The organism is Streptomyces sp. NPDC021012 (assembly GCF_044333355.1).
Classification (GTDB): Bacteria; Actinomycetota; Actinomycetes; order Streptomycetales; family Streptomycetaceae; genus Streptomyces.
Window position 1 is genome coordinate 713,616 of the sequence record NZ_JBIRQU010000002.1, and the last position, 14,322, is coordinate 727,937.

General features: G+C 72.3%; 16 protein-coding genes. 4 read left to right on the forward strand and 12 right to left on the reverse strand.

What is annotated here, in order from left to right; genetic code table 11:
* Positions 1 to 181: 181 nt before the first annotated feature.
* Positions 182 to 1,243 carry a PucR family transcriptional regulator gene (locus ACH4TP_RS08490; RefSeq protein WP_398436551.1) on the forward strand — a complete coding sequence of 354 codons (1,062 nt, stop codon included), beginning with the start codon at positions 182 to 184 and terminating at the stop codon, positions 1,241 to 1,243.
* 184 nt (positions 1,244 to 1,427) lie between these two features.
* The gene (locus tag ACH4TP_RS08495) at positions 1,428 to 2,459 is read left to right on the forward strand and encodes a hypothetical protein (protein WP_398179057.1); all 1,032 of its coding nucleotides are present in this window, start codon (positions 1,428 to 1,430) and stop codon (positions 2,457 to 2,459) included.
* A 27-nt stretch (positions 2,460 to 2,486) separates the two neighbouring features.
* Here ACH4TP_RS08495 and ACH4TP_RS08500 read toward each other — a convergent pair whose 3' ends face one another.
* The 6 genes from ACH4TP_RS08500 to ACH4TP_RS08525 form a co-directional block, all read right to left on the reverse strand.
* A complete protein-coding gene (locus ACH4TP_RS08500) occupies positions 2,487 to 3,932 on the reverse strand; it encodes a cytochrome P450 (RefSeq protein ID WP_398436553.1) in 1,446 nt (481 codons plus the stop codon).
* Positions 3,929 to 4,552 (reverse strand): ATP/GTP-binding protein, encoded by a 624-nt coding sequence (locus tag ACH4TP_RS08505; RefSeq protein ID WP_389224640.1) that lies wholly within the window; start codon positions 4,550 to 4,552, stop codon positions 3,929 to 3,931. The genes ACH4TP_RS08500 and ACH4TP_RS08505 overlap by 4 nt, the downstream gene beginning before the upstream one ends.
* Positions 4,533 to 4,889, reverse strand: coding sequence for a DUF742 domain-containing protein (locus tag ACH4TP_RS08510; protein WP_389224638.1), 357 nt, complete (start codon positions 4,887 to 4,889; stop codon positions 4,533 to 4,535). Before ACH4TP_RS08510 ends, ACH4TP_RS08505 begins: the two co-directional genes overlap by 20 nt.
* Positions 4,886 to 5,293 carry a roadblock/LC7 domain-containing protein gene (locus ACH4TP_RS08515; RefSeq protein WP_389224636.1) on the reverse strand — a complete coding sequence of 136 codons (408 nt, stop codon included), beginning with the start codon at positions 5,291 to 5,293 and terminating at the stop codon, positions 4,886 to 4,888. The genes ACH4TP_RS08510 and ACH4TP_RS08515 overlap by 4 nt, the downstream gene beginning before the upstream one ends.
* A 1-nt stretch (position 5,294) precedes the next feature.
* The gene (locus tag ACH4TP_RS08520; protein ID WP_398179050.1) at positions 5,295 to 6,734 is read right to left on the reverse strand and encodes an ATP-binding protein; all 1,440 of its coding nucleotides are present in this window, start codon (positions 6,732 to 6,734) and stop codon (positions 5,295 to 5,297) included.
* A gap of 401 nt (positions 6,735 to 7,135) precedes the next feature.
* On the reverse strand, positions 7,136 to 7,672 hold the full coding sequence (locus tag ACH4TP_RS08525; protein ID WP_389224632.1) for a sortase: 537 nt from the start codon (positions 7,670 to 7,672) through the stop codon (positions 7,136 to 7,138).
* A 323-nt stretch (positions 7,673 to 7,995) separates the two neighbouring features.
* On the opposite strand from ACH4TP_RS08525, the gene ACH4TP_RS08530 reads away from it, so the two are divergent.
* A complete protein-coding gene (locus ACH4TP_RS08530; protein ID WP_398436555.1) occupies positions 7,996 to 9,060 on the forward strand; it encodes a nitrous oxide reductase family maturation protein NosD in 1,065 nt (354 codons plus the stop codon).
* A gap of 55 nt (positions 9,061 to 9,115) precedes the next feature.
* Positions 9,116 to 10,153 carry a methyltransferase gene (locus tag ACH4TP_RS08535; protein ID WP_398436557.1) on the forward strand — a complete coding sequence of 346 codons (1,038 nt, stop codon included), beginning with the start codon at positions 9,116 to 9,118 and terminating at the stop codon, positions 10,151 to 10,153.
* Between the two features lie 85 nt (positions 10,154 to 10,238).
* On the opposite strand, the gene ACH4TP_RS08540 is transcribed toward ACH4TP_RS08535, so the two are convergent.
* Genes ACH4TP_RS08540 through ACH4TP_RS08565 form a run of 6 tightly spaced genes read right to left on the reverse strand, consistent with a single transcriptional unit; the run spans position 10,239 to position 14,306 of the window.
* Positions 10,239 to 10,571: a TcmI family type II polyketide cyclase gene (locus ACH4TP_RS08540; RefSeq protein WP_389224627.1), complete on the reverse strand. Its 333-nt coding sequence runs from the start codon at positions 10,569 to 10,571 to the stop codon at positions 10,239 to 10,241.
* Positions 10,572 to 10,606: 35 nt separating this feature from the next.
* A complete protein-coding gene (locus tag ACH4TP_RS08545) occupies positions 10,607 to 11,086 on the reverse strand; it encodes an SRPBCC family protein (RefSeq protein WP_398179038.1) in 480 nt (159 codons plus the stop codon).
* A gap of 1 nt (position 11,087) precedes the next feature.
* Positions 11,088 to 11,345, reverse strand: coding sequence for an acyl carrier protein (locus ACH4TP_RS08550; RefSeq protein ID WP_389224623.1), 258 nt, complete (start codon positions 11,343 to 11,345; stop codon positions 11,088 to 11,090).
* A 23-nt stretch (positions 11,346 to 11,368) separates the two neighbouring features.
* Positions 11,369 to 12,619: a ketosynthase chain-length factor gene (locus ACH4TP_RS08555; protein WP_398436559.1), complete on the reverse strand. Its 1,251-nt coding sequence runs from the start codon at positions 12,617 to 12,619 to the stop codon at positions 11,369 to 11,371.
* Entirely contained in the window at positions 12,616 to 13,884 is a 1,269-nt protein-coding gene (locus ACH4TP_RS08560) for a beta-ketoacyl-[acyl-carrier-protein] synthase family protein (RefSeq protein ID WP_389224619.1), read from the reverse strand. The genes ACH4TP_RS08555 and ACH4TP_RS08560 overlap by 4 nt, the downstream gene beginning before the upstream one ends.
* Positions 13,881 to 14,306 (reverse strand): cupin domain-containing protein, encoded by a 426-nt coding sequence (locus ACH4TP_RS08565; protein WP_389224617.1) that lies wholly within the window; start codon positions 14,304 to 14,306, stop codon positions 13,881 to 13,883. The genes ACH4TP_RS08560 and ACH4TP_RS08565 overlap by 4 nt, the downstream gene beginning before the upstream one ends.
* Positions 14,307 to 14,322 lie beyond the last annotated feature (16 nt).

Consider the following 14,322-nt stretch of genomic DNA (forward strand, 5'->3'; position numbering starts at 1 on the left):
CGCGGCCCGTGCCCTCCCGTGGGGCCATCCTGCGGGAAGATCACCCGCCCGGCACTGCCGCGATCCGGCAGTGTTCGGCACCTTCTCGATGCCGGTGGCACACCCCGCCGAACGGCGTGCCACCCTTGATCACCGCGCGTCAAGAACGCATCAGGGACGCGTCAGCACCGGGGGAGGGACCGTGGCGGAGAGAGAGCAGGCCGAGGAGTACCTGGACGGGTACGCCGAGATCCTGACGGGGGTGTGCGCGACCCGCCGAAGACTCACCCGGGAGGAGCGCGAGGCCCTGGGCGCGCTCGGCGAGCGGGCCGCGGAGGCCGGCATCGGACTGCGGGCACTGGTCCGGGCCCACCTCTCGGCCGCCCAGCGGGTGCGCCCCGGTCTGCCGGCGGCCGTCGCCGACCACCTGCTGAGCGCCGTCGAGCAGGCCGTGGACGCCTTCGCCGAGGGACACGAGCGGGCCCAGCACCTGGCCATGCGTCAGGAGGAGGCGGCGCGGCGCGAGTTCATCGACGACCTGCTCCACGGCCGGAGCGATCTCGGCCGCCTCGCGGAGCGGGCCGAACGCTTCGGGCTGCTGCTCTCCCACGCCCACGCCGTGGCCGTCGCCCAGGGCCCGGAACCGTACGTCGACGGGTACGCGGTCATCCGTGCCGTCGAGTCCTCGCTCGCCGCCCGCTTCGGCAACCGCCGCATCCTGCTCACCACCAAGGACGGGCGGCTGATCTGCGTCGCGCCGGGCGACGAGCCCGAGGTGCTCGCCCACTTCGCCAAGCAGGCGTACGCGGCGACCGACGGCTGCCAGGTGGCCGTCGGCCGCCCTCACCCGGGCGCGGGCGGCGTCGTCCACTCGTACGAGGAGGCCCTCAACGCCCTCGCGCTCGCGGCCCGCATGGACCTGGACGCGCCGGTCCTGCACGCCGCCGACCTCCTCGTGTACCCCGTCCTCACCCGCGACCGGGAGGCCATGGCCGATCTCGTGCGGACCGTGCTCGGCCCGCTGCGGCAGGCCCGCGGGGGCGCGAAGCCCCTCCTCGACACGCTCGCGGCGTACTTCGAGACCGGCTGCGTCACCGCCCAGGCGGCCCGGAGCCTCAGCCTCAGCGTGCGGGCCATGACCTACCGGCTCGACCGCATCCACCGCCTGACCGGCGCGGACCCCGGCGATCCCGTCCAGCGCTACACCCTCCAGACGGCCGTCATCGGCGCCCGCCTCCTGGACTGGCCCGATCAGTCGCTGTGACACGCACCCCCGTGACACCAGAAGGACCGTTACGCTTCAGATGTGAACCCCAACTGGTCACATGCCGTGGACAGTTGTCGGTTTCCGGTCGTCTGTGGCGGGCAGGTTTGGAGAGCCGCAGGCCGGGCAGCGCCCGTCCTCCCGGTGGACCGGTGCGGGCGAGGACAGAAGGAGGTCGGTCCCCATGACCGTACGTGCCGTCGAGGTTCCCCTGCTGTGGATGCCGTACGCGTTACGGGTGAACCCGCACCTTCCGGCGCTGCACGAGGAGAGCGAGTCCTGGGCGCGCGCCATGGGCATGCTGGAGGACCACCACCGGCCCTCGGCCCGTCCGGCGATCTGGAGCCGGTCGAAGTTCCACGCCATGACCGTCGACCAGCTGACCGCCTGGACCCTGCCCGACGCCTCGCTCGCCGCCCTCCGGCTCAACCACCGGTTCAACATCTGGGCCCTGGCCTGGGACGACTACTTCGCCGCCGCGTTCAAGCAGACCGGCGACCTTCCCGGGGCGCGGGCCTTCACCACCCGTCTGCACGCCTTCCTGCACTCCGAGCGCGGCGCCCGGCCGCCCGAGCCGGCGAACGCCGTCGAGCGGGGAATGGCCGATCTCCAGCGGCAGCTCTTCCCGCCGCGGCTGGCGCACTGGCGCGCCGAGTTCAACCGGGCCCTGGCGCGGTACGTCGACGCGGGGGTCGAGGAGCTGGCCAACAGCCTCAGCGGCCGCATACCCCACCTGATCGACTACGCCCCGTTCCGCCGGGAGAGCTTCGCCGCCTACACCGCCCCCTACTCCGTGGAACTGGCCACCGGCGCGCGCATACCCGAGCCGATACGGCACAGCCGCACCGTCCGCGCCCTGCTCGACGCCTTCATGGACTTCATGGGCCTCGCGAACGACATCGCCTCCTACGAGAGGGAGGTGCACGAGGAGAAGGACGTCAACAACCTGGTCCTGGTCGTGGGGACCTCCCTGGGCATCTCCCTCCACGACGCCGTGCCCGCCGCCCTGCACCTGGTGAACGCCCGGCTGCGGGACTTCGAGCACCTCCGGCAGAGCGAACTGCCGCTGCTCGTCCGCCGGGCCGGCCTCGACCGCGACGAGCGGGCCGAACTGGAGACCTGGCTCCGGGGAGCCTGCGGATTCCTCTCCGGCCTGCACGCCTGGTACACCGGAGCACCCCGCTACGCCTCCGCGGACCTGTCGCTCCGGGAGTGAGGGCAGCGGGGACGCCCCGGCTCGGGCCTACCCCAGGCCCAGGAAGCGCCTGAGGCGCGTCAGCCACGGCACCCGGGGCGCGGGTCCCGGTGCCGTCCCGGGGGCGGAGGCCGGCGGGACGGCCGCCGCCGGCCTCCCGTCGCTCCGGGCCGGCGGGGCCGGGAGCGGATCCGGGAGGACGTCGCCCTGGGGAGGCCGGGGCGCGAAGGTCACCGGCAGGGCCGTGAGGTGCCGGGCCCAGGTGGAGGAGCGCCAGCTGAGGCTCTCCTCGGGGACGGCCAGGGCGATGTCGGGGAGCCGGGTGAGCAGGATGTCGATGCCCGCGTCGGCGATGATGCGGCCGATGTCCTGACCGGGGCATTCGTGCGTACCGGCGCTGAAGGACAGGTGCGCGCGGTTGTGGTGCACGGGGGTCGCGGAGCTCGGGCGGATCGTCTGGTCCATGTTGCCCGCCGCGAGACCGAGCAGGAGCATGTCCCCCGCCTTGATCTGCTGCCCCCCGAGGGTGGTGTCGTCGTTGGCCCAGCGGCCCGGACACACCATCAGCGGCGGCTCGTCCCAGAGGACCTGCTCCACGGCCTCGGGCAGGGTCATCTGGCCGCCCGCCAGCGAACCGCGGAAGCGGGGGTCGGTGACGACCATGCGCAGGACGTTGGACATGAGGTTGGCGGTCGTCTCGTAGCCGGCGAGCAGGATGAGCCGCAGGTGGTGCTGGACCTCCTCGTCGGTGAGGCCGGCGGGATGGGCCAGCAGCGCGGAGGCGATGTCGTGGCCCGGGCGGGCGTGCTTCTCGACGACGAGCTGTTCGAGGCACTCCAGCACGAAGGCGTTGCTGGCGAGCGAGGTCTCGGTGGCCTTGAACAGGTCGCGGGCCGCGCGCACCAGCTCGGGCGCGGACTCGTCCGACATCCCGAGCAGATGGGTGAGGGTGAGCATGGGCAGGTGCTCGGCGAACCGCTCCACCAGCTCCACCTCGCCGTCCTCGCAGAACGTGTCGATCAGCTCGTGGGCGAAGCGGTTGATGGTGCGCCGGACGCCCCGGTGGTCGAACTGGTTGAGGCCGGCCGTGACCGCGCCGCGCAGTCGCTGGTGCTCCTCGCCGTCGGCGCAGACGCAGTCGGGGCGCCAGCCGATCATCGGGACCAGCGGGGAGGTCTCGGGGTCGATCTCCCCGCTCCGCCAGCCGTGCCAGACGCGCGGGTCGCGGGAGAACTGGGTCGGGCGGCTGGCCACGTCGCGGTTCTCCAGGTACCCGAGGACGAGCCAGGCGCGGACGTCGCCGTCGAGCAGGACGGGCGCCACCGGCCCGTGGGCGGCGCGCAGGTCCTCGTACAGGCCCATCGGGTCGGTCTCCGCGGCGGGGCCGTAGAGCCGGGTGGCTCCGCCGGGTCCGTCGCCGATGTGGGCGGGGCAGCCCGGGGGCGGGACCGCCCCGGTCTGCGCGAGGGCGTGTTCGGTGGGTGGGACGGTCATGCGGTCTCCTGGGCGGCGGCGAGGGTGTACAGGTAGCCCATCAGCGAGAGCAGGGCGTCGCGGCAGGACGCCCGGTCCCGTGCGTCACAGGTGACGATGGGCACGGATTCGCTGAGGGCCAGAGCTGTGCGCAGGTCTTCGAGGGGGTACTGCGGGGCCTCCGGGAAGGTGTTGACGGCCACGACGAACGGGACGCGGCGGTCCTCGAGGCGGGTGATGACCTCGAAGGAGACCTCGATCCTGCGGGTGTCGACGAGGACGACGGCGCCGAGCGCGCCTTCGAAGATGCCGTTCCACAGGAACCAGAAGCGCTCCTGTCCGGGGGTGCCGAACAGATAGAGGATCAGCTCCTGGTTGATGCTGATCCGGCCGAAGTCCAGCGCGACGGTCGTGGTCTTCTTGCCCTTGGCGCCGGGGTTGTGGTCGATCCCGACGCCGGCCTGCGTCATGGTCTCCTCGGTGGTCAGGGGCGGGATCTCGCTCACCGCCCCGACCATGGTCGTCTTGCCGACTCCGAAGCCGCCGACGATGACGACCTTCACTCCCCTGGCGCCGTGCGGCAGCGGCAGGTCGATGTCGCGCCGGCCGGCATCGAGTACGTCAGAGCTTGCGTAGTCCATGGATCACCGCCTCCAGTAGGCCGCGTTCGGGATAGGCCGCCACGGGTACGGGCGCGATGGCCTCGACCCGCTCCTCTTCGACGAGCTGGGCGAGCAGCACGGTGACGACGCTGAAGGGGAGGCTGAGGTAGGCCGAGACCTCCGCCACCGAGAGCGGGTACGTGCACAGGCTGAGGATGGCCGACTGCTCGGGCTGCATGGCGGGGTCGGGCTCGGACCTCGTCGCGATGAGCGTGACCAGGTTGAAGTTCCCGGCCGTGGGGTCCGGGCCACCGGTAATGACGTAGAGCGGGACGGGTGTGCCTTCATTCCAGGGGCCCTGGTTCTCCGATGTCACATCGCCTGCCCGATGTCCTCACGGGGAGGGCTGGTCATGTGCTGGCCGATCCGGATCACCAGCGTCCGCATCCGGTCGCCGAGGAGTCCGGCGTCCACCTCCGGGTCGGCGAGGACCGCGAGATAGGCCCCGGGACCGGCCGCCATCAGGGAGAAGTAGCCGCCGTCGGCCTCGATCCCGACCATCCGCGTCGATCCGTCCCCCTCCGGGAACATCTGCGAGATCGCCCGCGCCAGGCTCTGGATGCCGGAGCAGGCGGCGGCGATCGCGTCGGCGGTGTCGGGGGCCGTGTTCGCTTTCCCGATGCACAGGCCGTCCGACGACAGGACGACCACGTGTCGCACGTACGGGACGCTGTTCGCGAGCTCCGTGAGCATCCAGTCCATGTTCGGCAGTGGCTGCATGTTACTCGTCCTCATCTGACGGATCGCTGGGGGAAGGGGAAGGGGCGGCGACCTCTCTCTTGTCGCCTCTCTTGTCGCCGTTGAACGCCTCCCACATCAGGCCCGGCGGGCGGGAGTTGCTCCGGCTGGGGCGGGAGGCCGCCGGATCGGCGTCGGGCGCGGGGCCCGTCTGGACGACCGGGGTCGGGACGGGCGACTCGCGGCGTCGCTGCGGGAGCGCGGGCGCGGGCGACTCCCGGCGTCGCTGCGGCAGTCCGTTGGCGGTCCTCCTGACCTCGACGGTGTCCGGGCCGGCGTCGGGCGCCGGGGTCGGCCGGGGCAGGACGGGGCCGCGCGCGCGCCTCCGGAGGATCTCCGGGGTGAGCAGGGCGGACTGGGGCACCGTGGTGATCAGGGTGCGGGGTACGAGCACCACGGCCCGTACGCCTCCGTAGGCGGAGGTGCGCAGGTCGACCTCGCAGCCGTGCTCGCGGGCCAGCCGGCTGACGACCGGGAGGCCGAGCTGGGTGAGCTCGCCCAGGCCGGACAGGTTGACGCCGGTCCGCGACTGCGCCATGACGCGTTCGACGCGCTGCCTGACCTCTTCGGTGAGGCCGACTCCGCGGTCCTCGATCTCGATCGCGATGCCGGAGGGGACCTCGCTCGCGGTCACCTCGACGGGGGTGTGCGGCGGCGAGAACGTCGTGGCGTTGTCGAGGAGTTCGGCGAGCAGGTGCATGAGCGGCTCGGCGCCGGGGCCGGTCACCGCCACCTCCGCCACCGACTGCAGCTTCACGCGGGGGTAGTCCACGATGCGGGACATGGCCCCGCGCAGGACGTCGTAGAGCGGGATCGGCTTCGACCACTGGCGCCCGGGGCGGGCGTCGCCGAGGACCGCGACGCTGGCCGCGAGGCGGCCGATCAGGGCGTTCCGGTGGTCGACGTCCTGGAGGCCGCGGGAGACCACGAGGTCGTTGCCGTGCAGGATCTGCATGGCGTGGAGGTCCTTGGCGAGCTGGTGCACGATCGCCTGGACCCGGCGGGCGATCGCCACGAGGGCGCGCTGGGAGGCGTCCCGGGTGTTCTCCTCGGCCTCCACGGCGTCCAGGGAGGTCCGCAGGGCCGCCCGGAGGGCCTCGGTGTAGTCCGGGTCGAGGTGCTTCCCGAAGGTGGCGGCCCGCAGGACCTCCGAGGCGGGGTCGCCCCGGTGCAGCCGGGTGATGGCCACCGGGAGGAGTTCCTCGGCGAGCCAGGCGACGGCGGCCCGCTGGTCGTCCAGGCGCGCGAGCAGCGCGGCCTCGCGCTCGGCGTGCTTCTCGGCCGCCTCGGTCCTCGCCCGCGTGTGCCGGTCCTCCTCCTCCGCGCGGGTTCGGCGCGCGGCCACGGCCGAGGTGGCGGCCGTCAGGAGGACGGCCGCGAGTCCGCACCAGGCGATCGGTGTCCGTATCCGCTCGGAGGACACGAACAGCGCTATCACGGTGGCCGCGGCCAGAACTCCGGGCGGGAGGAGCCATACCCGGCCGACCGCGGCCGACCGGGATCTGGAGAGTGAACCTGCACGAACCATCAGGGGTCCCTAAACCGTCTGAAATGAAACGGACTGAGGTGATGCGGCGCGCCGATGGTGACTCGCTGTGAGCGCGGCGCAACACATCGGGGAGCATAGTCAGTTCGGGTTCGCCATGTGACCTTGCTGGAAGGACAGCCTCCAGCGGTCATTTGGACCCCATAAAACGACCGATCACCGAATGGAAATGCAAGGAACCGATCACATCTGGGCGTACGCGGGTACGACTCCGCCCCCGGTCCCGCCGCGCGATGCGACGGGGCCGGGGGCGGAGGCGCCTCGGGGCCGGTCGTCCGTCAGGACGAGGCGCGGGCTCCCCTCGCGCGGCGGCGCAGGCGGACCGCGCCGCCCGCGACGGCGCCGGCGAGCAGGAGGCCGCCCGCGGCGAGCGGGGTGCCCGGGAGCTCCGTACCGGATTCCGCCGCGGCTCCGGCGGGGCCCGCGGCGCCGGCCGCCCAGCCGGAGCCGGCCTCGACGCCGCCGTGCGGCCGGGCGGAGATGCGGTACGTCACGACCTGCTTGATCCGCGGCGGGCACTTCAGGGTGATCGTGTCCGTGCCGGAGGCGCCCTCCGGCACCGTGAACTCGCCCACCAGGACACCCTGCCGACCGCGCGGCAGGAGGTGGAACTTGCCGCCCGCCTCCGACTCCCCCTTGCCGTAGGTCTCCTTGCCGCAGGCGGTGGTGGTGACGGTGACCGTGGTGCCGGGAGAGGCGTTCATCGGGTAGATGTGGACATCGGGGTCCCCGGGGACGGCGAGGGCCGCGGGGGCGGACAGGACGACGGCGCCGACGATCAGGCTGACCTGCAGACCGGTGCGTGCGCGACGCATGTTTCTCTCCTTCGGTGGAGCCTTCCGGCCGGCTTCTTCGCGCGGCGCCTGTGCTGTGCTCCGTGCACGAGGCAAAGGCCGGTACGGGGTCCCCGCAACACGGGGGACGCGTTCGGCCGTACTCCGGCCGGACGCACGCCCGCCACCGTCCCGGACCGTCACAGCAGGTCACCGTGGTGACGGTGCGTCCCCACGGGTGATCTCGACCGGCACGCGAACGGCCCAGTGCCCGTACGGCCCTCCCCCGGCGGCCCCCGGTCGGCCCCGGCCCACCCGGGGGATCAGCGGTGGCGGGCCGGAACGGGCGCTCATAACTTCGCGATATGACGAAACGACAGATCGCCCTCCTGGCGTGCACCGCGGCCCTCGCGGCCTCGGGGCTCGGAGCCGCCGCGCCGTCGGCCGCGAGCAGGTCGGTGCACCGGGTGAAGCCGGGCGAATCGATCCAGCGGGCCGTGGACTCCGCCCGCCCCGGCGACACGGTCCTCCTCGCCCCGGGCACGTACCGCGAGAGCGTCCGCATCACCACCTCGAACCTCACGCTCCGCGGTTCGAGCCTCTTCCCCACCGTCATCGTGCCCGCCGCCGCCCCCGGCGCCGACGCCTGCTCCCAGGCCGGCAACGGCATCTGCGTGACCGGCACGAAGGACCGGCCCGTCGAGAACGTGACCGTGCGCTCGCTGACCCTCCGGGGCTTCGCCAAGAACGGCCTGTGGGCCACCTGGACCGACGGTCTGGAGGTCCAGCGGGTCACCGCCGAGTCCAACGGCACCTGGGGCATCGCCGAGGACCGCTCCGTGCGCAGCGTGCTGCGCCACAACACCGCCCGGGGCAACGGGGACGCCGGACTGTTCCTGGCCAACACCGTCACCGAGGAGGGCGGGGCGACCGACACCGACGGCACGGTCGTCAGCGGCAACCGGGTGTCCGGCAACCGCATCGGCATCACCGTGCGCCGCCTGCGGAACCTGACCGTCGACCACAACGAGGCGACGGGCAACTGCGCCGCCGTGTTCGTGGTGGGCGACGAGTCCACGCCGCGCGCCGGGGCGATGACCGTGCGGCAGAACCACATCCACGAGAACAACAAGCTGTGCCCGAAGACCCCTCGCCTGCCCTTCCTCCAGGGCTCGGGCATCGTCGTCACCGGCGCCGAGGACACGGTCGTCGCGCACAACAGGGTCGAGGACAACGTGGGCAGCTCCCCGCTGTCGGGCGGCATCGTCCTCTTCAAGAGCTTCGTGGGCGTCCCCAACGAGCGGATCGAGATCCGCGACAACGTGGTGCTGCGCAACGGCGCCGCCGACCTGGCGAACCGGGACGTCGGCACGACCAACACCTTCCGCCACAACACCTGCGGCACCTCCGAGCCCGCGGGCATGTGCTGACCACCGCTCCCCTCCCCCACCCGAACGGCACGACAGCAAAGGCAAGGCGAAACAGATGACGACCGTCGAATCCGTCGACTCCGCTCCCCCGCCGCCCATGCGGCTGCGCGAACTCGTCTTCGGCGCGGCGTGCGCCGCCGCCGTGCGCGCGGCCGCCCGCCTGGGCGTGGCCGACGCCCTGGGAGACACCCCCATGACCGCGGAGGACCTCGCGGCCGCGGTGAAGACCGAACCCCGCACGCTGCGGCGCCTGTTGCGCGCCCTGGCCTGCCAGGGCGTCTTCACCGAGCAGCCCGACGGCACCTTCTCCCACACGGAGATGTCCCGGCTGCTGCGCGAGGACGACCCGCACAGCCTGCGCTACATCGCGCTGTGGTGCACCGAGCCCTGGACCTGGGACGTCTGGCCCAAGCTCGACGAGGCCGTGCGCTCCGGCCGCAACGTCTTCGAGGACGTGTACGAGCGGGAGTTCTTCTCGTACCTCAACGAGGAGGCGCCCGAGTCCGCGTACGTGTTCAACCGGGCCATGACCACGTCGAGCCGGCAGTCGGCCGAGGACGTCGCCGAACTGCTCGACCTGCGCGGGGCGTCCTCGGTCGCGGACATCGGCGGCGGCCAGGGCCACGTCCTGGCGAGCCTCCTGGAGAGGCACCCCGAGCTCCACGGCACCCTGCTCGACCTGCCGGCGGTGGTCGGCAACGCCGATCCGCGGCTGCGGGAGGGCGGCTCGCTCGCCCACCGGGTCACGATCGAGCCCGGCGACTGCCGCCGGTCGATCCCGGTCCGCGCCGACGTCTACGTCATCAAGAACATCCTGGAGTGGGACGACGACAGCACCCGCAGGTGCCTGGCGAACGTCCGGAAGGCCGCGAAGCCCGGCGCCCGCGTCGTCGTCATCGAGAACCTCGTGGACGACACCCCGTCGATGCGGTTCACGACGGCCATGGACCTGCTGCTGCTCCTCAACGTCGGGGGCGCGAAGCACACCCGGCAGAGCATGGTGGACCGGCTCACGGACGCCGGTCTCGTCATCGGCGAGATCCGTCCGGTCAACGCCTACCTCCACGCCTTCGAGTGCACCGTGCCCAGCTGATCCCGGACCGCGGCGCACAACCCGAGGCCGCCCGCTCCGCGACTCTCGCGGGGCGGGCGGCCTCGGGTTTCACCGGGTTCCCGGCTCAGGATCCGGCGTCACGCTCCCAGCGGTAGAAGCAGTGCGCCATGGCGTCCTTGGGGCTGCGCCAGGTCGTCGGGTCGTACGCGCTGACGTACGCCTCCAGACGCTTGCTGACATCGCGGAACTCGGGGTGTCCGGCCAGCTTGGCGACGTTCGGCGCCGGGTCCTGCTCGGACTCGATCAGGTGCAGGTACACATCGCCGAACTGGAACAGGCTGCGCCGGGCGACCCCCACCAGGTGCGGCAGCTCGCCGCGGTCGGAGTCGGCGAACACGTCCGCGATCGCGGGCGCCGAACCGGGCGCCATGCGGGCGACGATCAGTGCGTGGTGCATCGTCTTCCTTTCTGGGACGGACGTCCCGGGGCCCGTCAGACGGACCGGACCGGCGCGCTCCCGCGCTCGCGGGCGGCCAGGACGAGACGGTCCCGGATGAGGGCCATCTGGATGCGGGAGTTGCGGTTGATGTTGTCCGTCATCCACGCGTCGTCGACGGGGGCGTCGGGCTTCATCGCGAAGTCCTGGATCCACCGCATCTGGACGCCGCCGGGCAGCTCCGTGTACTCCCAGGCGATGTTCATGTGCGCGAACGGGCCGGTCTCGACGCGGTGGGCGCGCACCTTCCGGTTGACCCGGTCCATGGTGCGCTCCGACACCCAGCTCCAGACCTTCCCGTTCTCGTCCGGGTGCATGGTCAGGCGGAACTTGGTGGTGTCGCCCTTCCGTTCGAGGACCTCTACGGAGGCGTACTCGCTGAAGAGCTGCGGCCAGTTCTCGATGTCGTTGGTCATGTCCCAGACGAGGTCGAGGGGGGCGTCGATGGTGATGCTGTTGTCGGTGTGTCCGGACACGTCAGACTCCTGCGAGGGCGTTGTTGACGAGGGCGACGAACTCCGCCGGCGTCTTGCAGCGCTCGGCGTCGGTGGGCAGCGACACGCCGTGGCGGTTCTCCAGCTCTCCGACGATGCCGAGCAGGCCGAGCGAGTCGACGCCGAGCTCGTTGAAGGGGGTCTCGGGGGTTTCCTCCAGCTGGGCGGGGTCGACGGTGACGCCGGCCGACTGCTTCATCAGCGTGGCCAGTTCGCCGAAGGTGAGTCCGGTGGTGATCATGTGTTTTCTCCTTCCTCGCCCGGTTACCGGGCGAGTCCGCCGCCGCGGCGCACGACGAGCGCCGCGTTGGATCCCATGAGTCCCCTGCTGAGGACGAGGGCCGTGCGCAGCTCGGCGGGCCGAGCCGCGGACATGACCACGTCGAGGTCGCAGTCGATGTCGAACACGTTGGGGGTCGGGGGCACCAGGCCGTGCTCCATGGCGAGCACGGCGGCCGCGGTGTCCAGTACGGGTGCCCCGCAGTAGGCCCGGCCGTAGCCGGTCTTGGGGGCCGTCACGGGGACGCGCCGGGCGTGCGCGCCCAGGGCGTCGGCGATCGCCAGGGCCTCGGCGCGGTCCGCCTCCGGCACGCCGAGGGCGTCGGGGAAGACGACGTCGATCTCCTCCGGGGCGCAGTCCGCCTCGTCGAGGGCGACCCGGATGGCGCGGGCGAGTCCCTCCCGGGACTCCTGCCAGCGGGAGGCGCCGGTGAAGGTGGCGCCGTGGCCGGCGATGGTGGCCCGGGCGGTCACGCCCCGGTCGAGGGCGCTCTTCTCGTCCTCGACGACGAGCATGGCGCCGCCCTCGGCGGGGACGAAGCCGCAGGCCTTCGCCGTGAAGGGGCGGTAGGCGCGGTCCGGGTCGTCGACGGTGCTGAGCTCGGGGTAGCCGAGCTGGCACACCATCGAGTACGGGGCGAGGGGCGCCTCCGCCGCCCCGACGACGACCGCGCCGGTGCCGCGCCGGACGGCGCGGGCGGCGTGCGCCAGGGAGTCCAGGCCGCCGGCCTCGTCGCTGGCGACCACCCCGCACGGGCCCTTGAAGCCGTGCCGGATGGAGATCTGGCCGGTGCTCGCGGCGTAGAACCAGGCGATGGACTGGTACGGGCCGACGAACTTGGAGCCCTGTCCCCAGAGCTTCTGCAGCTCGCGCTGGCCGAACTCGCCGCCGCCCGATCCGGCGGCGGTGACGACGCCGATGGAGAAGGGCTCCTCGGGTCCCTCGTCGTGGCCGAGACCGGCCTCGTCGAGGGCGAGCGAGGCCGCCGCCATGGCGTAGTGGGTGAACCGGTCGGTCTGGACGAGGAAGCGCTCGTCGATGAGGGCGGAGGCGTCGAAGCCCTCCACCTGTCCCGCGACCTTGAGGGGCAGGTGCTCACAGCCCTCGCGGGTGATCCGGCCGAGAACGCCGAGACCTTCCCGTACGGACTTCCAGTAGGCGTCGGTACGCAGTCCGTTGGGGGCGATCACACCGATGCCGGTGACGACCGCCCGAGGCGACCGCTGTGTGCTCATCGTGTCCTCCCGCCCGGCCCGGTCAGGAGCACGGCGGACTGGAAACCGCCGAAGCCGCTGCCGACGGAGAGCACGTTCCTCAGCTTCCGGGGGCGGGCGGTGCGCGGCACGTAGTCCAGGTCGCACTCGGGGTCGGGGATCTCGTAGTTGGCGGTCGGGGGCACCACCTGGTGCTGCAGGGCGAGCACGCAGGCGGCGACCTCTATCGCGCCGATCGCGCCGAGCGAGTGGCCCACCATGGATTTGATGGAGCTCATGGGCGTGTCGTACGCGTGGGAGCCCAGGGACCGCTTGACGGCGGCGGTCTCGTGCCGGTCGTTCTGGCGGGTGCCCGAGCCGTGCGCGTTGACGTAGTCGATCGACGTGGGGTCGAGCCGGGCCTGGTCGAGCGCGGTGTCGATCGCCCGGGCCATCTCCAGTCCCTCGCCGGTCAGACCGGTCATGTGGTAGGCGTTGCCGTAGGTGGCGTAGCCGCTGATCTCGCAGTAGATGTGCGCGCCGCGGGCCCTGGCGTGCTCGTACTCCTCCAGGACGAGGACCGCCGCGCCCTCTCCCATGACGAAGCCGTTGCGGCGGTTGTCGAAGGGCTTGGAGGCGTGCTCGGGGTCGTCGTTGTCGGGGGAGGTGGCCTTGATGGCGTCGAAGCAGGCCATGGTGATCGGGGAGATCGGCGAGTCCGACGCCCCGGCTATGACGACGTCCGCCCGGCCCTCCTCGATGGTGTGGAAGGCGTAGCCGACGGCGTCGAGGCCGGAGGTGCAGCCGGTGGAGACGGTCTGCACCGGGCCGCGGGCCCCGAACTGCTCGGCGACCACCGCGGCGAGCGTGCTGGGCGAGAACGCCAGGTGCAGCTTGGGGTCGGCGGCGCGGTGGTCCACGTCCCACCGCTGTCCGCGCTCGCTGACCAGGACGTAGTCGTGTTCCAGCCGGGTGGTGCCGCCGACGGCGCTGCCGAGGCTGACGCCGACGCGCCAGGGGTCCTCGGCGACGGTGTCGAGGCCCGAGTCGCGTACGGCCTCGTCGGCGGCGACCGCGGCGAACTGCACGTAGCGGTCGGCGTGTTGGACCAGGTCCGGAGGCAGCCCGTGGGCGTACGGATCGAAGTCGCACTCGGCGGCGATGCGGGAGCGCAGGCCGGCCGGGTCGAACAGGGTGATGCCGCGGGTCGCCGTGCGCCCCTGGGTCAGCAGGTCCCAGAACGCCGCCGTTCCGGCGCCGCCCGGGGCGACCACGCCTATGCCGGTGACGGCCACACGGCGGGTCACTCGACGGCCCCCTCGACGACCTTCGCCGCGGCCTCCTCGGCGGTCTCCGTGTCGACGTGGCCGAGGCTCGGGTGCGGGGCGAGCGGCCCCAGGTGGAAGACCATGCGGGCCTCCACGTCGCCGACGTTGCGGAAGCGGTGCCGGACGCCGATGGGGATCAGGAGGCCCTGGTCGGGCACGAGCGGGTGCGTCTCGCCGTCCAGGTCCACTTCGAACCGGCCCGAGACGACGTACACGAACTCCTCGGAGTACGGGTGGTAGTGCTCGGCGATGCGCTCGCCCGGCTGGGCGATGGCCATCCCCATGAAGCCGCTGGTCGACTTCACCGTGGCGGGCGTGAGCATGGCCCGCACGTCGCCCCCGCGTCTGCGGTTGGGCTCCGTGTCGCTCAGGTTCACGATGAGCCGAGTCTGCTCGAGCATGGTTGATACCTCCGAG

Coding starts and splice junctions, on each gene's coding strand:
- ACH4TP_RS08495 (WP_398179057.1), top strand. CDS start 1,428: ATGACCGTACGTGCCGTCGAGGTTCCCCTGCTGTGGATGCCGTACGCG.
- ACH4TP_RS08500 (WP_398436553.1), bottom strand. CDS start 3,932: ATGACCGTCCCACCCACCGAACACGCCCTCGCGCAGACCGGGGCGGTC.
- ACH4TP_RS08505 (WP_389224640.1), bottom strand. CDS start 4,552: ATGGACTACGCAAGCTCTGACGTACTCGATGCCGGCCGGCGCGACATC.
- ACH4TP_RS08515 (WP_389224636.1), bottom strand. CDS start 5,293: ATGCAGCCACTGCCGAACATGGACTGGATGCTCACGGAGCTCGCGAAC.
- ACH4TP_RS08525 (WP_389224632.1), bottom strand. CDS start 7,672: ATGCGTCGCGCACGCACCGGTCTGCAGGTCAGCCTGATCGTCGGCGCC.
- ACH4TP_RS08530 (WP_398436555.1), top strand. CDS start 7,996: ATGACGAAACGACAGATCGCCCTCCTGGCGTGCACCGCGGCCCTCGCG.
- ACH4TP_RS08535 (WP_398436557.1), top strand. CDS start 9,116: ATGACGACCGTCGAATCCGTCGACTCCGCTCCCCCGCCGCCCATGCGG.
- ACH4TP_RS08540 (WP_389224627.1), bottom strand. CDS start 10,571: ATGCACCACGCACTGATCGTCGCCCGCATGGCGCCCGGTTCGGCGCCC.
- ACH4TP_RS08550 (WP_389224623.1), bottom strand. CDS start 11,345: ATGATCACCACCGGACTCACCTTCGGCGAACTGGCCACGCTGATGAAG.
- ACH4TP_RS08555 (WP_398436559.1), bottom strand. CDS start 12,619: ATGAGCACACAGCGGTCGCCTCGGGCGGTCGTCACCGGCATCGGTGTG.
- ACH4TP_RS08565 (WP_389224617.1), bottom strand. CDS start 14,306: ATGCTCGAGCAGACTCGGCTCATCGTGAACCTGAGCGACACGGAGCCC.